Annotated in this window: 15 protein-coding genes; 10 read left to right on the top strand and 5 right to left on the bottom strand. The window is 41.6% G+C overall.

The genetic code is table 11. The features are described from left to right. Positions 1-32 precede the first annotated feature (32 nt). The 6 genes from GGQ60_RS19365 to GGQ60_RS19340 all read left to right on the top strand — a co-directional run bounded on the left by GGQ60_RS19365 (position 33) and on the right by GGQ60_RS19340 (position 9035). Positions 33-659 (top strand): HAD family hydrolase, encoded by a 627-nt coding sequence (locus GGQ60_RS19365; protein WP_183767493.1) that lies wholly within the window; start codon positions 33-35, stop codon positions 657-659. A 136-nt stretch (positions 660-795) separates the two neighbouring features. Then, the gene (locus GGQ60_RS19360) at positions 796-1380 is read left to right on the top strand and encodes an RNA polymerase sigma factor (RefSeq protein WP_183767491.1); all 585 of its coding nucleotides are present in this window, start codon (positions 796-798) and stop codon (positions 1378-1380) included. A 77-nt stretch (positions 1381-1457) separates the two neighbouring features. After that, the gene (locus GGQ60_RS19355) at positions 1458-2630 is read left to right on the top strand and encodes a FecR family protein (RefSeq protein ID WP_183767489.1); all 1173 of its coding nucleotides are present in this window, start codon (positions 1458-1460) and stop codon (positions 2628-2630) included. Between the two features lie 267 nt (positions 2631-2897). After that, positions 2898-6218 carry a TonB-dependent receptor gene (locus tag GGQ60_RS19350; RefSeq protein ID WP_183767487.1) on the top strand — a complete coding sequence of 1107 codons (3321 nt, stop codon included), beginning with the start codon at positions 2898-2900 and terminating at the stop codon, positions 6216-6218. 2 nt (positions 6219-6220) lie between these two features. Further along, a complete protein-coding gene (locus GGQ60_RS19345) occupies positions 6221-8062 on the top strand; it encodes a RagB/SusD family nutrient uptake outer membrane protein (RefSeq protein ID WP_183767485.1) in 1842 nt (613 codons plus the stop codon). Between the two features lie 16 nt (positions 8063-8078). After that, a complete protein-coding gene (locus GGQ60_RS19340; RefSeq protein WP_183767483.1) occupies positions 8079-9035 on the top strand; it encodes a discoidin domain-containing protein in 957 nt (318 codons plus the stop codon). Between the two features lie 85 nt (positions 9036-9120). Here the strand turns inward: GGQ60_RS19340 and GGQ60_RS19335 are convergent, their stop codons facing one another. Then, positions 9121-10686 carry a DUF6600 domain-containing protein gene (locus GGQ60_RS19335; RefSeq protein ID WP_183767481.1) on the bottom strand — a complete coding sequence of 522 codons (1566 nt, stop codon included), beginning with the start codon at positions 10684-10686 and terminating at the stop codon, positions 9121-9123. 277 nt (positions 10687-10963) lie between these two features. Here GGQ60_RS19335 and GGQ60_RS19330 point away from each other — a divergent pair, with 277 nt between their 5' ends. Beyond that, positions 10964-11665, top strand: coding sequence for an SAM-dependent methyltransferase (locus GGQ60_RS19330; RefSeq protein ID WP_183767479.1), 702 nt, complete (start codon positions 10964-10966; stop codon positions 11663-11665). A 325-nt stretch (positions 11666-11990) separates the two neighbouring features. Continuing rightward, positions 11991-12170, top strand: coding sequence for a hypothetical protein (locus tag GGQ60_RS19325; RefSeq protein ID WP_025145338.1), 180 nt, complete (start codon positions 11991-11993; stop codon positions 12168-12170). An 87-nt stretch (positions 12171-12257) separates the two neighbouring features. Here GGQ60_RS19325 and GGQ60_RS19320 read toward each other — a convergent pair whose 3' ends face one another. After that, a complete protein-coding gene (locus GGQ60_RS19320) occupies positions 12258-12782 on the bottom strand; it encodes a DinB family protein (RefSeq protein WP_183767477.1) in 525 nt (174 codons plus the stop codon). A 351-nt stretch (positions 12783-13133) separates the two neighbouring features. Here GGQ60_RS19320 and GGQ60_RS19315 point away from each other — a divergent pair, with 351 nt between their 5' ends. Then, positions 13134-13898, top strand: a complete 765-nt coding sequence (locus tag GGQ60_RS19315; RefSeq protein ID WP_183767475.1) for a M57 family metalloprotease — start codon at positions 13134-13136, stop codon at positions 13896-13898. A 75-nt stretch (positions 13899-13973) separates the two neighbouring features. Here the strand turns inward: GGQ60_RS19315 and GGQ60_RS19310 are convergent, their stop codons facing one another. Further along, on the bottom strand, positions 13974-14645 hold the full coding sequence (locus GGQ60_RS19310; RefSeq protein ID WP_183767473.1) for an NAD-dependent epimerase/dehydratase family protein: 672 nt from the start codon (positions 14643-14645) through the stop codon (positions 13974-13976). A 128-nt stretch (positions 14646-14773) separates the two neighbouring features. On the opposite strand from GGQ60_RS19310, the gene treF reads away from it, so the two are divergent. Continuing rightward, positions 14774-16348, top strand: a complete 1575-nt coding sequence (gene treF, locus GGQ60_RS19305; protein WP_183767471.1) for an alpha,alpha-trehalase TreF — start codon at positions 14774-14776, stop codon at positions 16346-16348. An 85-nt stretch (positions 16349-16433) separates the two neighbouring features. On the opposite strand, the gene GGQ60_RS19300 is transcribed toward treF, so the two are convergent. Together GGQ60_RS19300 and GGQ60_RS19295 are read right to left on the bottom strand one after the other, a co-directional pair. Further along, positions 16434-17942 (bottom strand): RagB/SusD family nutrient uptake outer membrane protein, encoded by a 1509-nt coding sequence (locus tag GGQ60_RS19300; RefSeq protein WP_183767469.1) that lies wholly within the window; start codon positions 17940-17942, stop codon positions 16434-16436. Between the two features lie 18 nt (positions 17943-17960). Beyond that, positions 17961-20984: a SusC/RagA family TonB-linked outer membrane protein gene (locus GGQ60_RS19295; RefSeq protein WP_229685165.1), complete on the bottom strand. Its 3024-nt coding sequence runs from the start codon at positions 20982-20984 to the stop codon at positions 17961-17963. Positions 20985-21668: the final 684 nt, after the last annotated feature.

Genomic DNA, 21668 nt, shown 5'->3' with positions numbered 1-21668 from the left:
TATTTTTTTTATATCACAAAAACCAATCCATAATGAAGCGCATATTTTTTATAGACCTGGACAATACTATTTATTTTACCAAAGCAAACGAAGAACAGCTGATGGGCGAATTATACCGTTTCTTAGAAAGACTGGATTTAGGCATCAGCAAAGAAGATTTTCAACTTGCCAAACAGGAAATGTTGAGGGTACCATTTCTAAAAGTGGCTAAAAAATACGGTTTTAGGGAAGAAGTGATGCCAGAAGTAATTTCGTACCTCGAGAACAGGGAAGTAACCCAGCCATTAAAACCAAGCGATGATTATCATCACATTAAAAGCCTGATTGGCCGGAAATTTATTATAACTGCAGGTTTTCCAAAACAGCAGCAATCAAAAGTAAAAATGCTGGGCATTGCCGATGATTTTGAAGAAGTACATGTGGTAGACGTTTCCATCACCAATAAAAAGGAAGCTTTTAAAATGTTCATTGATCGCCATCACCTTAACAAAGAGGAAATTCTCATTATTGGCGACGATGCCGAATCGGAAATCAAATATGGGCTGGAGCTGGGGATCAGCACATTTTTACTCGATCCGGAAAACCTGCACCCAAATGCCAAAACCACTTTCAGGGGAAACGACCTGAGTAACCTGCGTGCAGCAGCTGGCCAGGAATAAGGGGCATATGCTCTATATTTAATTAACCTGGGAAAAAGAGATCACTATTTTATGGCTGATGATTACCGTATTAACGTAAATTTATTTTTTGCACTTAATTAAAAATACTTAGTTTTATCTTACAGCGAAACTAAAAATGGCGATTAAACCTCTTCCGAACGAAAAAGAGTTGCTACTGGAAATAGCAAAAGGCGATGGGATTGCCTTTGCCCAATTGTTTCGTGCCTACCATGGTCCTTTAATCAAATACATTTACACCATGCTAGAATCGGTGGAGACCTGCGAAGAGACGGTACAGGATGTATTTTTGAAAGTATGGGAAAACAGGGAAATATTACCTAATCTGAATAAATTCACGGCTTATCTTTTTATTGTAACACGCAATTATACCATCAGTGCCATTCGCCGGATGGTTAAAGATAAAAAACATAACCAGCTATATGCAGAAGAAGTGCTGAGCCTTAATAACGGTGAAGAAGTTTTTAATTTAGACCAGGAATATCAGAATATCCTGATCAAGGCTATTGCAGAATTGCCTCCTTCCCAGCAAAGGGTATTGCAACTTCGCCAGCAGGGGCTAAAAAGCCGGGAAATAGCAGGAGAGATGGGAATATCTATTGAGTCTGTTAAAAAATACCAGCAATGGGCAACCAAATCGGTATCTAAATTTCTAAAATTACATACCGCGGTAACCATTTCTGTTATCCTGGGTATAAATTAAATCTTTTTTCTTTTTTTATATCCCGATTTTTATTTCTCTGCGTCTTTAGTGATGATTCGCCAGAATCCTAACCAGATATGACTGAAAACCAGAGATTGAATTTTTTATTCAATCGGCAATTGCAGCGCCTAAATTCTACTGAAGAAAAGGAAGAATTTTTACTGCTAATGGCCGATCCCTGTCATAAAGAACAGGTTAAAAGCTTGCTTAAGCGCTATTGGGACGAGTTTGATGAAAATGAATTCAGTCCAGCGGTTTTGCTGTTTGGCGATGGTGAAGAAATTCTCTCTAAAATACAAAGCGAAAATATATATCCCTTACCACAATCTCAGCGAAGGCCGAAATATTGGATAGGAATTGCTGCTGCATTGGCTATTCTTATATTCGGTGCCAGCCTGTTCTATTTGAAGCAAAATGCCGGTTCGGCCGAGTTCACCGATGCAAACTCACACATTGTACCAGGTTCAACAGGTGCAACACTTAAGCTGGCTAATGGCAAAACAATTAAATTATCGGATGCTGTAAATGGCGAACTCGCAAATGAGGCTGGTGTAAGCATTACCAAAACTAAAAATGGCCTATTGATTTATGAAATAAAAGGAACAACGCTTCCTGATCAGATCAATACACTCTCTACCAACAATGGAGAAACCTATCAGGTTCGTTTACCTGATGGGTCTCTGGTTTGGTTAAACGCTGCCTCAAGCCTTTCGTACAGCACCGCTTTGGTTCATTCCGGGAAACGTTCAGTTAGCCTGGTTGGTGAAGCCTATTTTGAAATCGCAAAAGATAAAAAACATCCTTTTATTGTTAAAACAGGCAGTCAGGAAGTAGAAGTATTGGGCACACATTTTAATGTAAATGCTTACGGGGATGAATCAACAGCAAAAACCACCTTACTGGAAGGAAGTGTTAAAATTAAAAATAAGACAAATCAAAAAATTATTGTTCCCGGAGAACAGGCAACAGTGAATGGAGCCGACATTTCGGTTGATAAAGTAAACACAGAATATGCTATTGCCTGGAAAAATGGTGTTTTCCGTTTCACAGATAAAACACTGGAGGCAGGTATGCTTGAGGTAGCCAGGTGGTATAATGTACAGGTTATTTATAAGCGGCCGGAACTGAAAAACGAGCTACTGGGCGGACGAATTTCCAAATATGCAAACATTAACCAGGTATTGAAAAAAATGGAACTGGCCAAGGCATTCAAGTTTACGGTAAAAGGGCGGGAAATCGTTGTAGAATAACAAGAGCCAATTAATTATTATATCAACTAAACTAATCTATTAAAAAGAACCAGACATGAAGAAATCAGAACACCATTAACAAAAAGATTCTTTCAGGCGAGGTTAAAATAAAAACTGGAAGTGCGACCAACACTTCCAGCGAATGACTTGCCTGAGTAAAATTAGCTTGCAAACTATTTTTTAACCTAAAACAAGACAAACCAAATGTATAAATTTTACCTAAGAATATTAGGGGGCTATTCCTTTATACCTAAAATCCTGCGAATTATGAAATTAACGGCGTTATTGCTCATTGTAACGATCATGCAGGTCAGTGCTGTCAGCTACGCACAACGACTAACATTTAAACAACAAAACGTGAGTATTGCCAGGGTATTTGAAGAGATTGAGCGGCAAACGGGCTACGATGTTTTCTACCTCCCGAAAATACTAAAAACCAGCCGCACCCTTGATGCTGATTTTAACAATACCCCATTAGATCAGGTAATGAAAGCCTGCCTGATGAACCAAGCGCTGGCGTTTACGATTGATGAGCGAACTATCGTAATCACCAAAAAAGAACAGCCCCTGCCTGACCAAAGGCCCGCAGCCCTAAAACCCGTTCTTGAACAAGCAAAATATAAGGTTAGCGGAACGGTTAAGGATGAACTAGGCCTGCCTATTTCGAGCGTTACTGTTCGGGTACGGCATACTAAAAATGGCGTTTTAACAGATTTAAATGGAAAATATGCCATAGATGTTGAGGCTACTGACTCGCTTGAATTTATTTACGTTGGATATAAACGCGTTGAAGTAGCGGTTCGGAACCGGGTAGATATCGATGTCGTTTTGGAGCCGGAATCAGGAAGTTTGAACGAAATTGCTGTTATTGGCTTTGGACGGCAGAAAAAGGTAAGTGTGGTTGGTGCCCAGGCCACCATTAAACCCGAAGAGCTAAAACTCCCGGTAAGGGATTTAACCACCGCACTGGCCGGACGCCTGGCCGGTGTAATATCTACGCAACGCGGTGGGGCACCCGGTGCAGATGGAGCCAATATTTTTATCCGTGGTATTGCAACTTTTGCCAGTAGCCCGCAATCGCCACTACTTGTGGTAGATGGTGTTCCCGACCGGCCAATCAACAATATCGACCCTGAGGATGTAGAAAGTTTCACTATATTAAAAGATGCAACAGCTACCGCGGTATACGGTACGAGAGGTGCCAATGGTGTCATCCTCATCAATACCAAAAAAGGTAAAATAGGGAAACCCAATATCAATGTGGAACTAAACAGTTCTCGTTCAAAATTTACGGAGCTTCCAAACTTTATAGATGCGCCCACCTTTATGACTTTGTATAATGAAGGTTTATCTACCAGGGGAAGAACGCCACAATATGATCCGGCTGTGATAGCGAAACATGCCAGCGGAGAAGATCCTGATTTATATCCGAATGTGAACTGGTACGATTACCTGTTTAATGATTTTTCGAGTGCCAGCAGAGCCAATCTGAATGTAAGCGGTGGTGTAGATGCCGCCAAATATTATGTATCGGCAGGTTATTATACCGAGAAAGGGATGTTTAAACAGGCCGAAGCACAATCTTTTAATTCGACCTTAAAGCTCGACAGGTTTAATTTTAACAGTAACGTAAGTGTTAAGGTAACCAAAAGCACCAATCTTGAACTCGGAATTAACGGATTTATTACCAATTATAATACTCCGTCAGCTGGTGTAAATGCAATTTTCGATTATGCTACGCAGCAGGCACCACACGTGGTACCTCCTATTTATTCAAACGGCCAGTGGCCTAAATATCCTGGTGTTCCGTTTAATCCCTACTACTACCTGGTGGCCAACGGCTATTCAAACACCTACTCAAATACTGTCAGGAGTAATATCAAAGTCATTCAGGAGCTGGACTTCCTCACCAAAGGATTATCTTTTTCGACCATGTTTGCTTTCGATGCCGTTAATGGAAGCAGCTTAACCCGGTCAAGAACCCTGCAATCTTACCTGGCCACGGGCCGCGATGCTAACGGCAAGCTTATTACCAGAATTGCCGAAACCGGTTCGGATGTATTGGGCTTTTCGGCCGACCGGAACAGCAACAGAAGATTTTATACCGAAACTTCCCTTAACTATTCGAGAAAATACGGTAATCATGATGTGTCAGGCCTGTTGCTTTTCAATCAATCCGACTATGTGAATGGAAATGCCACCGATCTGATCAGTTCTATACCGTTCAGGCAGCGTTCGCTGGTGGGAAGGGCAAATTATGGTTATAAAGACAAGTATTTTATTGAGACCAACTTTGGTTATTCGGGATCTGAGAACTTTGTTCCGAGCAAACGTTTTGGTTTCTTTCCTTCAGTAGGTGCGGGTTGGGTAGCTTCGAAAGAGAAGTTTTTCGAACCCGTTAAAGACATTGTATCTTACCTGAAATTCCGCTATACCTATGGCCTAACGGGTAACAGCAATACCAATTCCCGATTCTTATTCTTGTCAACCTTAGGTGATGCATTTTCTTATACTTTCGGTATTCCGGGAGCAGACAGGGCTTACACCGGTTATCAGGAAAACAGAATCGGTAGCGACGTACAATGGGAAACCGGTTTCAGGCACAACCTCGGTATTGAAATTAATTTCTTGAAAGATGATCTTCAACTGATTGTGGAGTTATTTAAAGAGAAAAGAAACGGCATCTTACTTCAGAATTACACCATTCCATACATTTCCGGATTTACCAACACCAATATCCCTTATGTAAATGTGGGTAAAACAGCGAACCGTGGTATCGACCTGACTTTAAGTTATAATAAAAGTTTTACAGGTGGATTTGTGACTTTCAGGGGAACCTTCAACATGAACGAGAACAAGAACATTTTTGATGGTTTACCCCCATGGCAATACCCATGGCTTAACCGTACCGGACACGCCATCGGTCAGCGTTTTGGTTACGTAGCCATGGGTTTATTTAAGGATCAGAATGAAATCGACAATGCACCAACCCAGGCAGGCGATGTACGCCCCGGCGATATCCGCTATAAAGACCTGAATGGGGATGGTATCATTTCGACATTTGACCAGCAGGCCATTGGTTATGGCAGTACCCCAAGAATTTTATATGGCTTAAACATCGGAGCAGGCTATAAAGGATTTGATTTTGTACTTTTTTTCCAGGGCGCAGGTCAGGTTGATTTCAGCTATAGCGGAGGTACGGGAACAACGCCTTTCTCGCAGGGCGCTACTTTTGGAAACATGTATGCCAAAATAACCGATCGCTGGACGGTAGATAACCCTAATCCAAATGCATTTTATCCACGCTTATCTACCAACCAGGATGTCACTACGAACTACGATTCTAGTACCTGGTGGGTTAAACGTGCAGATTACATCCGTTTGAAAAGCGCTGAGGTAGGCTATACTTTTGATATTAAAGCATTGAGTAAAGTTGCCGTTAAAAAGCTGAGAATTTACGCCAACGGTACCAATCTGGTCACTTTTTCAAAATGGAAGTTTTGGGATCCCGAACTGGGTGATGGCCGTGGGGCATCTTATCCAAACATTTCAACTTTCAATTTAGGTTTACGTGCTAATTTTAACTAATCATGAAAAACAGATTCGCAAAAAAATTAATTCTGGCGCTATTAATACCCTTCCTTTTTTTACCAACAAGTTGTAAAAAAGGCTATTTTGATACCGTACCCGATAATATTAATACCATTGATAAAGTATTTTCGAACAGGGCCAATACCGAACGCTGGTTCTTTAGCCTGTATGCAGGTATACAGGATATATGGGATCAGCCTTATGGCTATCAGTATGCAGGTACCTGCGATGAGCTGGAGTATGCCAATTGGGGAACAGGTAATGCCCTGACCATCAATTCCGGGGCAGTAACCAGCGATAATTCGCCAACACGTTTTGAAACTTATTACCAATTGATCCGGAACATTAACATTTTTCTGGAAAGGGTTGATGAATGTAAGGAGCTTTTAGAACAACAGAACGGTGAATCCATTGTAAAAGAATATAAAGGAGAAGCCCGTTTTTTAAGGGCTTACTACCACTGGTTACTGATGAAAGAAGTGGGTCCGGCAGCCATTGCCCCCTTGGTTTCGGGCTTACCCAATGATAACTTTCAAATTCCTAGAAGTTCCTGGGATGAGTGTGTAAAGTTTGTGCTGAATGAAATGCGTGCATCGGAAGCCAGCCTGACGAGCTTACACCTTACCGGTTCCAACACCGTTGATGATTATCAGGTAGGCCGGATTACAATACCTATAGCCGCAGCAATTGAAGCGCAGATTTTACTGGCACATGCCAGCCCGCTGTTCAACGGGAATTCAGAATTTGCAGACTGGAAGAACTTTGACGGAAAACAATTATTTAACCAAACGTACGATCCTACCCGTTGGACGGCCGCTGCCGAGGCGATGAAAAGAGCCATTGATCTGAATGCGGCCCAGGGCCATAAACTTTTTATAAAACAGAATGCCAACTTATTTCTGCAGGGATTTAATTCGACCAGGGATATGTTTTGGGATGGCTGGAAAGAAGAAGGGGTTTGGTTAAGAAGGGCAACCAACGTGCATTCTGGCTGGTCTCAGCACTGTGCGCCAAAAAATTCCCTATCCGGCAATGGCTGGAACGGTATTGGTGTGCTACAGGAACTGGTTGACGATTTCAGGATGGAAAATGGGCGCGGTATTAAAGAAACGCCTTCCTATAATGAAACAACGTTCACCAACACCGCAACACCTTATTATTCGGCAGGAACAAATAATATGTATGTTGGAAGAGAGCCCCGTTTTTATGTCGATGTCACCTTTAGCGGGGCTGTGATACCGGTGGTTCCTGCTGCAGGACAAACCTATGTTACTTATTATTCTACGGCAGCATCGGGCAAAAAAGCAAATGCACGGGATTATCCAAAAACAGGGTATACAGCCAGAAAAAACATCCATCCCAATACCAATTTAAGCACCGGAAGCAACCCCGCACGCCCGGCTATGCTGATCAGGATGGCCGAATTGTATTTAAGTTATGCAGAGGCTTTGAACGAATCGCAGCCGGGCCATGCCGATGTGTTAAAATACCTGAATGAGGTACGTACACGTGGAGGCATACCAGCAATTCCGGCAGACCTTGGCCAGGCCGAAATGCGGAAACAAATCCGCCTGGAAAGACGAATCGAGCTCTGCTACGAATCGGGCATTAGGTTTTGGGATGTTCGCCGGTGGAAAATCCCCGATGAAATGGGTTCGAAACAAGGTGGCGATTTTTATGGCATGAACATCGATGCCGGTACTTCTTTGTCTGACCCTGCTTTTTACAAACGTGTAGTTGCAACCACCAGGGTTCTGTGGCAACGTAAATTTTATTTCCTCCCTTATCGCCAGAATGAAATGGACAGGAACAAACAAATTGTTCAGCTTCCGGGATATTAACTTAAAACTATGTTATATGAAACTATATAAAATATTGCCCTGTATCATAGCCGTTCTTACAGCGATGAGTGCATGTAAGAAAGAAGAAGCATACCTTGAAAAATCAGACAGTAAAGAAAACGCATTGGTGTATGTTTCCAGACAGGCTAATGCACAAAAAATAACCGTTTATCCGGCAAAAGATACCGTGGTATCTTACAATTTTGGTGCATCCTTCGCCGCTGTAGGTTTGCCGCTAAATAATATTACAGTGAAATTTAAGATAGATGATAAAGCCTTTGATAGTGTAAATGTTGTGCGCACCAGCCAAAATCTTAGCCCTTATTTAAAACTTCCCGAAAGTGCTTACACCATTAGCAGCCTGGATGTAACCATCCCCAGCGGAGCAATTACTTCCAACCTGGTTTCTTTAAAATATAATTCTAAAAACCTGGATCCCAACAAAGTGTACATGTTGCCGTTAAGTATTATTGATGCCTCGGGATATAAGATTAATCCTTTGTTGAAAACGATGTTTATCACCACCGTGAAGTATAAAGCTCCTGAGATTCTTGCAGACAGAACAGGATGGGCGCTTACGGCATCAAGCACTCAGGCTGGCGATGGATCACTTTCCAGTATACTGGACGGCGACCTGACAACTTTCTGGCATTCGCAATATTCACCCTCTGTTTTACCTTACCCACATTGGATCCAGGTGGATATGCTTGCGCTAACCAATGTAACCAGCATATCTATGGCTCCCCGCAACAACAACAATACAGGATTTACCAAATTTAACCTGAAAGGAAGCATTGATGGCGCCGTTTGGACTGATCTTTTAACAGCTAAAGCCATGGATCCCAGTTTAAAAGCGTTACAGAACTACGAGCTCGATGCCCCCACTAAAGTAAGGTTCCTGAAATTGGAAATGACCGAAGGGTCTCAGGGTTATACGCACTTAGCCGAATTCCAGGTTTTTAAAGTAAAATAAACATTAACGAATAATTTTCGATCTTCTTAAAATCCGTCTCAGCCGGAACAAAAAAAGTCCCGATTTTCATCGGGACTTTTTCTATTTATCCTCTACCACCTCTTGATGGTCTTCCGCCTTCACTCCTTTCACCGCCACCACCACGTTGTTGTGGGGCTTCCATTCTTCTTTGTTCTTGTCGCTGTTGCATTTGCTCGTTACGCTGTTGCTGCATTTGTGCATCACGCTGTGCCCTTTCCTGCTGTTGTTGGGCACGTTGCTGTTGCATCTGCTCATTACGTTGCGCCCTTTGTTGCTCCATTTGAGCACGTTGTTGTTGCATTTGCTCGTTGCGTTGCTGTTGAACCTGTGCATCGCGTTGTGCCCTCTCTTGCTGTTGTTGCTGGGCTTGTTGTGCACGCTGCTGTTGCATTTGTTCATTACGTTGTTGCTGCATCTGCTCGTTACGCTGTGCCCTTAATTGCTCCATTTGAGCACGTTGTTGGTCATCCTGGCCACGTTGTGGCTGCATATCACGTTGCGAACGTTGTTGATCTACGCTCATACGGTCCTGATTACGCTGTTGCCTTATCTGCTCTAAACGTTGTTGATCCTGGCCACGGTTTGCATTATCTGCCCTGTTTCCGTTATCGATACCATTCATACCTCCACGGCCAAAACGTCCGTTAGCATCCCTGTTATTATTGTCCCGACCTATAGTGTTGTTATTTCTATCCGGCTGTGTAGAATTACGGCTATCTCTTGATCCGAAACGGTTATCATTATTGCCCGGATTACCCCCATTTTGAGCACGGTTGGCATACCCCTCGTTTCTTCCGTTTCTACTCAAACCTGCATTTCCCTGTTCAAATCTTCTTGGCGCAGCATTGCGGTTATCTACGTTACGCTCTGGCCTAGGCCTGTAAATAGAAACCTCTCTGTCGCCTACCCTGCTTGCGCCTGGTCTTGAACTTTGCGCATAACGGTAAACTGTTACGTCCCTATTAGTTGCACGCCTGATATCTTCAATCCTTGGTCCGCCATAATAAGTTCTTCTGTTATATACATAAGTATTATTGATGATGGTGGTGTTGCGGATGTATACATTATTGCGTCCGTAATCGTATCTTGGGAATACACTCACATAAATATTGCGCTGTGGAATAAAGTTCCAGCAAAACTCAGGTACTACATAGCGGCGGCCAAAGCTTAAATTAATACTAATGGTTGGTGCCATTGGCGCCCATCCGTAATAACCATCGCCACTTCTCCAATCTACCCATGCCGGTCCCCAATTGGTATCAGGTAACCAAATCCATTGCCTGTAGCTGTTAATTACCCAGCGGCCATAGTGGAAAGGTGCCCAGCCCCAATCGTAATTAGAAACCCAGGTATTACCATATTCTGTCATCACCCAACGTCCGTTTGTATAATACGGACGGAAATCACTTTGATCTACATCCGGACGCCAAACATAACCATATTGTGGGTCCTGTATCCAGGTGCCGTAGGGCGAAAGCTCATCGTAAAAAGTCTGTAAAGAGATGTTGCCGGTACTATAACCATCGTTCCGGTAATCGTTTGAATAGTCTTGTGCCCTGACAAGGGTTGTGGTTCCGGCAAGGAGCCCAAACAGCCCCAGCACAAGTGCCGCAGATTTCAGTGTTTTCATTTGTATGTTTATTTTAATAACCTATCAACTATGTATCAATTAGAGCACCAAAAATTCAGAAGGTTTAATATGCATGCATAGTTTCTAACTTTTCCCGCAAATATTACCTTTCAGGGCATACTTAACTAATATCTAACGCTTTAAGCCTATTTTTAATTGTGCAGAAAATAAGTCAGTTAGAAATAAAATTTGCTACACATTTGCTTACAAAATAGATAGTTTTGCCAGATCTGTACGATTTAGAACTTAAATGCCATTTATTGTGTATTTTTGTAGCATGCAAAAAGGCACCTTATACCTTATTCCTGTACCATTGGCCGAAGAGGTAGCACATAAAACTTTTACCCCTTACCTGGTTGATACCATTAACCAGATTGATACCTACATTGTCGAAAATAGTAAAACCGCCCGTCGCTTTTTAAAAGAGGCTGGGCTAAAAACTCCTCAGAAAGATTTAATTGTACACGATTATGGTAAACATAACCGGAAGGATTTAGGGCAATTTTTTACAGCGCTTACTGCTGGAAAAGACGTGGGTTTAATGAGTGAAGCGGGTTGCCCCGGAGTGGCCGATCCGGGCGCGGATATTGTGGCGGAGGCGCATAAACGCGGCATCAAAGTAGTTCCGCTGGTAGGGCCAAGTTCGATTTTACTGGCCTTAATGGCCTCAGGTTTTAACGGACAGAGTTTCGCCTTTTGGGGATATTTGCCTATTGATAAAGAGCAACGCTCCAAGAGGATCAAAGATCTTGATCTATCGGCCAGCCGTTATAAACAAACACAGATTTTTATTGAAACACCATTCCGCAATAACCAGCTTTTAGAAGAGGTGTTAAAAAGCTGCAAACCCCATACCCAGCTTTGTGTAGCCAGTAACCTTACCGCTGCAGATGAATTCATTAAAACCCAAAGTGTTTATAACTGGCGCAAAGAAAATATAGACCTGCACAAACAACCTACTATATTTTTGCTGTACTAGGGAGTATTAGTCAGTAGTTCATCGGTCAATGGTTCATTCGGCCATAGTTTATCTGTAAATGAGTTGATGACCTCTTTCTCACTGGCCGACAGTTCATATTTGGCCGTTATGGGAATTGTTCATTGATTTTTTATACGTTCGTTATCTCGACTGGAGCATGATGAAACCGGAGAGCGCTATTTAATCAGATTGAGCTTCGCAGAGCATTTCGTTCGAAATAAGGATTAATTGATTTAAACCTAACTCAAAAAAATCAAAACATATCCAATTCCACTTTGGTTGTTATGATAGCGCTCTGCTATTTATTTACTAAATCTTTTGAGTTATGAAAAATACGGGCACACCAAAAAACAATCCAACAGTTCAAGGCAGTTCAATAGCCGACCGGGCTAACCACGATGTTAAAACCGATAAAAAAATCCAGGGAATCACCAATGGTGGTGGCCAAAGGTCAGATCAAACTTCCAATAAGGACAACCAAAGGAAACACGATAATAAAAAATAATTAACGGCAACTTAACAGGCAAAAAGGCTTGTCAGAAGAACGATATTGAATGCGCTTCTCTGACAAGCCACTATAACCCGCCATATCTTATTTCGCCACTACATTATAAAAGTTATAATCGGTCATGGGTGCACCTGTTATCCCTAAATTGTGACAAATGGTAATGATTTGGCCACGGTGATAGGTACTGTGGTTAAAAACATGCAGCACATATTCGAAATTCTCAAAATCAGAAGTAAACCAGGGGCTTTGAATTTCTGTTTTTTCATTAAATTTATTTTCGCCTATTGCTGTAATATATGTAGCAAGGTTTTCTGACTGTTTCAACAGGGAATCAAAAATGTCATTTAAGCTTCCATATTCCCTGAATTTAAATTCTGTTTTGGTCAGTATAGAATACCAATACTCCTGCGCCTGCAGGATGTGCGCGAGCGTTAGTTTTACACTTTTAAAACTCGATAATACTTCTTGCTCCAATAAGGCTTCGGGATGGGGTTTTAACCAGTTTACCAAGGTTAAATTGGCCCAAAAATTATAGTTTGCATAATTCTTCATTAAATACACAAGGGAAGTTTCTTCCATTGTTTCAGCGGTTAATTGTTCCTGTATCATAGCTTTTTGTTTTTTAGTTAAACAAAGAAAGCACACACCACTGACAACCCTATGGCAGTGTAAAAATCAAAATAAAAAATATTTTTCCATTTGTTCTAACCTGTTGATTTTGTACTGGTTTAACCTGTATTTATCCGGGTTATAACATACATTTTAGCTTAGGTTTAACCTAAATAAATATCGGCAAAACAGACTATTCGTGTAAATTTTTAAATACAACATTTGTTTTAAACAGCCACAAACAATATAGATTAAGTTTTCATGTAAAATTCGAGGTTGGCTTAAAATTTATGTAACACGTTCTGTTACATTTGTTTATCAGCTCTTAAGGATTAACTAACCTATTATCTAATGAAAAAAAACCTAAAAAAGATCGCTGCTTTAGCGATGGTTGCAATAGTTGTATTTGCAGCATGTAAAAAAAACCAGGAAACCTTAACACCAGAACCACAAGAAACTGTAAAAAATGCCGATAAGGTTTTACAGCACATTAAAAACCTGGGCTTCCCCGAATCGAGCATTGTCGATAATGGAAATGAATATATTGTTGAAGAAGATATTATATTTCCTAAAAACATGAGCATCCCGGCCAGTGCTACTGCACCAAAAACCGAGCAGTATTATACCGGAAGCATTGTGAACAGCACCAATAAATTAAACATCAGGGTTTTTGTAGATCCATCTATGACTTCCATGAGCAGCGAGATTAATAGTGCGATTGCGCAATGGAATGGCGTATCTGGCTCTACTCTACGCTTTAATATTGTAACTACAGCTCCATATGACATCCTGATCAAAGATGAAAATTTAGGATCTGGGGTTTGTGGTCAGGGCCAATTCCCATCAGGTGGAAGTGCAGGTGCTTTAATCAAAATCAACAAAAGTTATATTGCAGGTAATTCGTTTGCTCAACGTGCCAGAACCATTTGCCATGAATTTGGCCACTGCATCTCATTCAGGCATACCAACTGGGCAGCCCAAGGCGAGTCAACTGCGACAAATGTTCCTGGTGTTACCGGAACAGATTCCCAGTCGCTCATGAACGGTGGCCAATGCGGCTCGGGTGCAACCGTTTTATCGCAAAAAGATAAAGACGCAACAGCCGTACTATATTAAACCCAAAAACAATAACCTAAACTAAATCCTTAAACCAGCTGAAGATGAGCTCGGATACTTAAAGAGTATCTGGGCTTATTCTTTAGCTAAAGCAATGATGTCTTTACCTTCTAAAATCCGCCTTTCATCGTTGTGGCTTAGCGTATTGATCATTGCACGGCCCAGCTCAGCCATGGTACAGAAGCCATTTGGATAGATGGCCCTACCAATAGGAAATAACCAGTTAATGTATTTATAGAATTTATGTGCATATTTTTGGCCTGGTAACGGCTTGATAAAACCCGGGCGGAAATTAAAAACCTGTTCGAAAGGTAGTTTTGCTAAATCATTTTCTGTTTTGCCTTTTACCTGTGCCCATTTCAAACGGCTATTCTCGTTGGTTCCACCGCCAGAAACATAACAGAAAGTCATATTCTTATTGAGTCTGCTTAATGTTTCTGCAACATGCATGGTTAACGTATAGGTCATTTTATAATAAGTTTCCTGATCAACACCTACTGAAGTAATACCTAAACAAAAGAAACAGGCATTATAGCCCGAGAGCTGATCTTCAATCTGCGAAAAATCAAAAAAATCAGGATGGATAATCTCCTTTAGTTTTGGATGGGTATAACCACAGGGCTTGCGGTTTACAACTAAAACACGGCTAATTTCAGTACTGTTTAAACATTGCATCAATACACCTTCGCCAACCATTCCTGTAGCCCCGGTAATGATTACCTGATTTTGATCTCTGGTTTTTCCCATCGGAAGTTTATTTTATAAATCAAAACGAAGATAAGCGAATCTTTGTTTGCCAAATTAAGCAATTGGATTTCTTTTTACTTTGTTGAGGTAGAAAGAAGATAATTAATTATATTTAATAAAACAGCAATATGATGAGATCAAACATGCCCGGCATCAAAATGATGATGCTTAGTTGCCTGTTATTTATTTCCAGCCGGTTATTTGCACAGAACGAATTAAGTCCGAGGCAAACCTATCCTGATTTATTTGAGAAAGTTCAAATGGCAAGAATTTATCCTGACAGTAAATCTTTTGCTGATGCCATTCCAAAAAAGAGTCCTTCAGATATCATGAAGGCTTATAATACTTTAAAAAACACCCGAAATTTCGACTTAAAAGCTTTTGTAAATGAATATTTTAATATTCCGGAAAGCCATCAGGCAACTTATCAATCTGATATCAGTGCGGGCATTGAAAAACACCTGGATACCTTGTGGACGGTTTTAAAAAGAGATCCTGATACGGTTGCTGCCTACCAAACATCGTTGCTGCCATTACCAAAGCCCTATATTGTTCCCGGCGGCCGGTTCAGGGAAATTTATTATTGGGATTCCTATTTTACAATGCTTGGATTGCAAAAGGCCGGCAGAATAAAAACCATAAAAGATATGGTAGATAATTTCGCTTATCTCATCAATAAATATGGTTTTATTCCTAATGGAAACCGCACTTATTATTTGACACGTTCGCAACCGCCATTTTTTGCGGCAATGGTTCAGTTGCTTACCCAGCATAACAAGGATGTAACACTTGCAGATTATAAGGATGTACTGGAAAAAGAATATCATTTCTGGATGAAAGGGGCAGGGCAGTTAAAAAATGGCAAAGCGATAAACCATGTGGTAAAACTTACTGATGGCACTATTTTAAACCGTTACCACGATGCCAGCGATCGGCCCCGCGAAGAATCGTACAGGGAGGATTTTGAAGCCGCTAAATTAACCAAACAGGCTCCGGCCACATTTCTCAGAAACGTACGCGCTGCAGCAGAATCGGGCTGGGATTTTAGCAGCAGGTGGTTTGCCGATGGTAAAAATTACAACCAGATTATTACTACTGATCTGCTCCCGGTTGATTTAAATACTTTATTATATAATCTTGAAATTGCCATTGCTAAAGCAAACAGCGAAGTGGGCAACCAAACAAAAGCTGCTTTATTTACCAAAAAAGCTAATCTTCGTAAAAAAGCCATCCTTAAATATTTCTGGAACAAAAAACAGGGCTTTTTTACGGATTATAATTGGAAAAACCAGTCATTTTCAAGGCAGCTCACACTGGCGGCAGCATTTCCATTGTATTTCAACCTGGCAACACCGGTACAGGCTAAAGCTGTTAAAGAAAAACTGGAAAGGAATTTTCTTAAAACAGGAGGTTTAATTACCACCTTAACCACCACAAAAGAGCAATGGGATGCACCCAATGCATGGGCACCGCTCCAATATATCAGTATTACCGGGTTGCGTAATTATGGTTATGATAAATTGGCCGATTCGGTGACCAGCCGATGGATAAAACTGAATATTTCTGTATTTCAGGAAACCGGGAAACTGATGGAGAAATACAATGTGGTACAGCCGAACAGTAAAGGGGGCGGTGGAGAATATCCCCTTCAGGATGGCTTTGGCTGGACAAACGGCGTACTTTTAAGGCTGCTGAAAAAATAATCATTAGTTAAGAAAACAGAGGCTGAACCAAAAGCAATCATCATAAATATGCTAATAGTTGCAGCCTCTGTTGGCGAGTATTAAATTAATACCCAGGATTTTGTATCAGATTAGGATTACCCAATTGATTGTCGGGAATAGGAAAAAGCAGGTATTTAGCTTCACTTGCAGGTTTTTCCTGCCAGGCGGCAAGAAATTTCCCGAAACGGATTAAGTCCTGTCTTCTAAAGCTTTCCCAGTACAACTCCCGGCCGCGTTCATCCAGCAGGATATCCAATGTAAGGCTTGGCAAAACTGATGCTCCCCTTACAGTTCTGATCGAGTTGACAATAGTTAAGGCTTGTGCTGGTTGCGAGGTTCTCAACTGTGCTTCGGCTTTCATCAATAATACATCGGCATAGCGGAAATAAACCCAATCGTTATCAGGCTTTTTAGATCCGGCGTTGGCATAATCAATCGGGTATTTGATTACGCGGATACCTGCCACTTCCAAATGGTTAGGATCTCTTTCGATAATACTTACCTCTGGTGTGAAGGCTAAGGGATTGCCTTTACGGTCTTTTAATACCACGCCGTTCTGGTTTACCTGTTGCCCAACCAAAAATCCAATCCTAACCCCGGCAATATTGGTTTGTCCGGCGTAGGATCCTCCCCTTCTTTTATCAGATGCTTCGAATTTGGCGTAGAAGTTAGACAGGGTTGAAAAACCATTATAACCACTCGGATCCTGGTTATAGTGTGTGGTACATTTCCATTGTCCATCTAAATCGCTCCCACTCACACCTCCTAAATTTTGCGCGGTAAAAATGTTTTCGGTTGAAAGCACATCGTTTGTTGGCGCAAAATTATCAAAATAGTTCGGGGTGAGCACATAACCGCCAGCTGCTATTTCATCAGCGAGTGAAATAACCTTGGCCATATCAGCAGGGTCGAAAGTTGGCGTGCTGCGGTTTAAAAAAGCACCTTTATTCAGGTAAATTTTCATTAAAAGGGTTCTGGCGGCATTTTTATTGGCAACATTTGCCGGTCCATTAGGCAGATCGGGGATAATGGCATTTAATTCGCTGATTAAATAGGCAATTTCGTCGGCAGCATTCCGAACACGCGATGGTTTGGTAACACCTTCTCCCGGATCCCTGTACGGAACCTGCCCCCAGCCGTCTAAAACAGAAAACTGCGCAAATGCACGTAAAAAACGTGCCTGTGCTGCCTGAACCGCATTCGGGCTGGCATTTAAAACACTTGTAGCCACATAAGAGATGCTGTTCAAATCCCTAAAAACATCAGAAATCCGGGTATGATCTGGTGCCCATTTATGTAAGTGCAATGCCCGCCAGGCACCGTTATCATCCCAGTCGCCTGCACGCGTAGGCACAATAATTTCGTCTGATGTAACCTCCTGCAAAGCAGACCAGTTCCATGGTGCCTGGTAAGGACCAATCATTGCGGCATATGTGGCCCCCAATACTCCCGCAACATTATTTGACGATACGGCTCCACTGCCAACCTGGCCATTCAGGTTTTCATCCAGCTTGGTACAGCCCGAAAAACTCAGGGCAACCATCGCAAAAGTGAAAATATATTGATTTTTCATATGATTATAATTAAAAGATTAAAGGGAAAAATTAACACCAAAATTGAAGGTCCTTGCTGTTGGGTAAGCTGTATAATCTATACCTGCAGATGGAACTCCGCTCACCCCTTTGTTCACATTCACCTCCGGATCAAAGCCAGTATAATTTGTAATTACGAACAGGTTTTGTCCGTTAACATAAACATTTAGCGATTTTATCGATTTACCGATGTTGCCAATGTTGTAGTTAAGCGTGGCATTGGCCAATTTTAGGTAATTGCCCTTTTCGATATACCTCGATGAAGCGGCGATCGGATTGGCAAGCGACTCTTGTATAGGCGAGTTGATCAAAGCGGCAGAAATATTGCGCTGGGCACCCAGGTTGGATATCGCCAGTACCGAGTTTGCGGTATTGTTGTAAATATCCTGGCCAAACGAGCCGTTAAAATTTGCCGTAAATGAGAACTTCTTATACCTTAAGTTTGTACTTAAACCCAAAATTACTTTTGGATTGGGGTTGCCTACATAATAAGCGGTAAAACCGTCGTCGGTATATTTCGAAAACCCACCGGCATCCAGACCATTATACTGGCGGGTAACCATGGCAAAAAGCGGTAGCCCGTTTTGGATTACCTCGGTGGTTACACCACTCAAGCCCTGCCCGTTTAACGAACCTGTTTTAATAATGCCATTAATGTTCTGTACTTTATTGTTAATAAAAGTAGCATTACCCCCTAAAGACCAGCTAAAGTTATCCTGTTCGATAACGGTACCATTTAAGGTAAGCTCCAGCCCTTTATTAATGATCTGTCCAGGTAAATTTACCCATGTTGGCACATTGCCCCCAACTGCCGGAGAAAATGCAATTTGTGGGAATAACAGATCTTTTGTTGTTTTATTGAAATAATCAACCGATCCTGTTAACCTGTTTTTAAAGAGGCCGAAATCGATACCTACGTTAGCTTGTTTGTCTGACTGCCATTTTAAATCGGCGTTTTCATTATTAATGGGCGTTAAAATCGGCGAACCGTTCGCATTTCCAAAATCGTAGCGGAGCTGTGCAGAACCTGAAGGAAAATCCTGGTTACCGGTTTTACCATAACCCACACGTAACTTTAACAGGTCCAGCCATTGGATGTCAGACATGAAACTTTCCTTTCTGATATCCCAGGCCGCTGCAAAAGAAGGGAAATAACCATACCGGTTTGATTTACCGAATTTAGTAGAACCATCGGCCCTAAACGTAGCAGTTAAAATATACCGGTTATCGTAATTAAAAATTGCCCTTGCGAAATACGACTGTAATTGTGTAGTAGGATTGTTGAAGGTAGAAAATGTACGGTTGGCCGGGGCAGTGGTTTGAAAAGCATCGGTATAATCGGCAGCTATATCACCAAAACCGGTTGCCGTGTTGGTTGCCCCTTTGTTGATAAAGTTAGAATATTCGTAACCCAAAATGGCGTTCAGGTTAAGCTTGCTTACAATTTCCTTATTAAAATTTAAGGTATTGGTAAACTGTTGCGTAATTAACTCGTTGTTGGAGTAGCTCGCATAACCGCCAAGAAAAGTGCCTGAGGGCTGTATACCCTGCAGATTTAAGGTACTCCTGGTAGAGGCTCTTCTAATACCTGTGCTGTAATTTACGCTGGCCAGCATGCGGTACTCTAACCAGGGTGTAATTTTATAATATGGAGAAACACTCCCTAAAATGGTTGAAACTTTCGATTTATCGCTATTTGCAGCCAGAGCAGCCAAAGGATTAATCGTGGTGGAACCATAATCTATAAATAAACTCCCATCAGGATTGTAAAAGGATTGGGTAGGGTTCCACGATAGTGCCTGCGAAATTAAACTTCCTGTAAAACCTGCATCGGTGGTAATGGGCGCTACACTTTCGAGGTATTGATTGCTGATCATATTAACATCCAAACCCAGCTTTTTGCTCTCGAGGAATTTGAAATTGCCATTAAAGCCCGCACTGTATTTTTTAAAATCAGTTGTTTTGATAATTCCCTGCTGGTCCTGATAACCGAGTGAAACGCGGAAGGTGTTACCATTGGTGCCGCCGCTGATGCCAACCGAGTAATTTTGGTTATAGGCCGTTCTGGTAATCGCGTCCAAAGCATCAACACTGGTACCGAAATTACCTGCGGTGAGGTTGTATTTCGATAATGCTGCACGGTACTCATCTCCCGTTAACACATCAACTTTTTTGGCAATATTGCTTATACCTGCCGAGGCGCTTACATCAATTTTGGTTTCTCCTGATTTCCCTCTTTTAGTGGTAATCAAAACCACACCGTATGCCGCACGCGAGCCATAAATTGCTGTAGCCGATGCATCTTTTAATATCTCCATGGATTCGATATCTGCCGGGTTGATAAAGTTTAAAGGGTTACCATCTGGCGCTGTACCGATACCTGCACTGGTTGAAGGCCTGGCCGAACGCCCGTCAAGTGCTACCCCATCTATCACATAAAGGGGCTGTCCGGTTCCCGTAATGGCTGAGTTCCCCCTAATGCGGACAGTAGATGCGCCACCTGGTTGGCCGCTGTTATTGATCATCTGTACGCCTGCAACCTTACCCTGTATCAACTGATCAGGTGCATTTAGCGGGCCTTTGTTAAAATCTTTGGCCGATACCGTTGTTGCAGCACCCGTTAAATCATTTTTTCTTACAGATGCATAACCAATAACCACAACAGCCTCTAAATTGTTGAGCGAACTTAAAGTAATGTTTAGCAGGGTTTGATTATTAATATTTACCGTCTGTGATTCATAACCCACAAAACTTACTGTTAGCCGGGCCGTTCCGGGAGCTGTAATCTGATATTTACCTTCAGCATCGCTTTGGGTTCTTGTATTTGTACCGGTAACCTGTACGGTTGCACCCGCCAAAGGCGTTTTATCGCTATCGTATATGATACCTTTTACGGTAATTTGGGCTATCGCGGCTGTGCTCAATAGGAGCATCAGGAGGCTCAAGCCCATCAGTTTCTTTAATGAATACAATTTCTGTTTTTGGAGTAAAACAGACGAATTGCCTGGTAAAGTCATGTTCATAATTGATTTAATTAATTGGTTAGAAAATAGGAGCGTTTAACGATTTAGTATCTTCGGATCTTAAGGTGGTGTGTGTTTCATGGTTTCCTTTTTTTGTTCATATTAATTGATGATATTATTTTATACGATGCGCAGATCTAGCAATACGAATCTCCGGGATCGTTCCCGGCATTTGTGATAACTAAATGGCTGTCCGTTTTTTAACTCATATTTACCACCATTTACAAGTGGGCAGCATATCGTTAGGGTATTTTGGCCATCGCACACATCATTTACCTGATTCGAAAAATGATCTGCAATAGGTTGTGGTCGTCCGGTAATGGAAGAAAGTGGGTGAGATAAAAAGATGAAAAGTTTCACTTGTCTCATAATTCCAGGTACAATGAACCGGAACCCTATAAATAAGGCACCTGAGCTATTGTTATTTAGTTTAGTATTTGGTTAACGTAATGATTAAGTGTCGGTGTTGAACGGTTAAGTCTACACTTCTTATCCATTTTATAATATGAAGATAACTTATAAATTATATAAAACCATAAAAAGGAGCATAATTTATTACGATAAATGTTACAAAGGAATTTGTTGCCTGTTCCAAGCTGATGATCGGGGCGGTTTAGCAAAGTAGTAATCAAGTAATAAACAGGTTAAGAAAAGCTTTTCGAAGCACAAAATACCTTTTAGGTC

Origin of the sequence: Pedobacter zeae (assembly GCF_014196715.1) — a bacterium.
Classification (GTDB): Bacteria; Bacteroidota; Bacteroidia; order Sphingobacteriales; family Sphingobacteriaceae; genus Pedobacter; species Pedobacter zeae.
The sequence above is the reverse complement of the archived record's forward strand: the minus strand, read 5'-3'. Positions and strand labels throughout refer to the sequence as shown.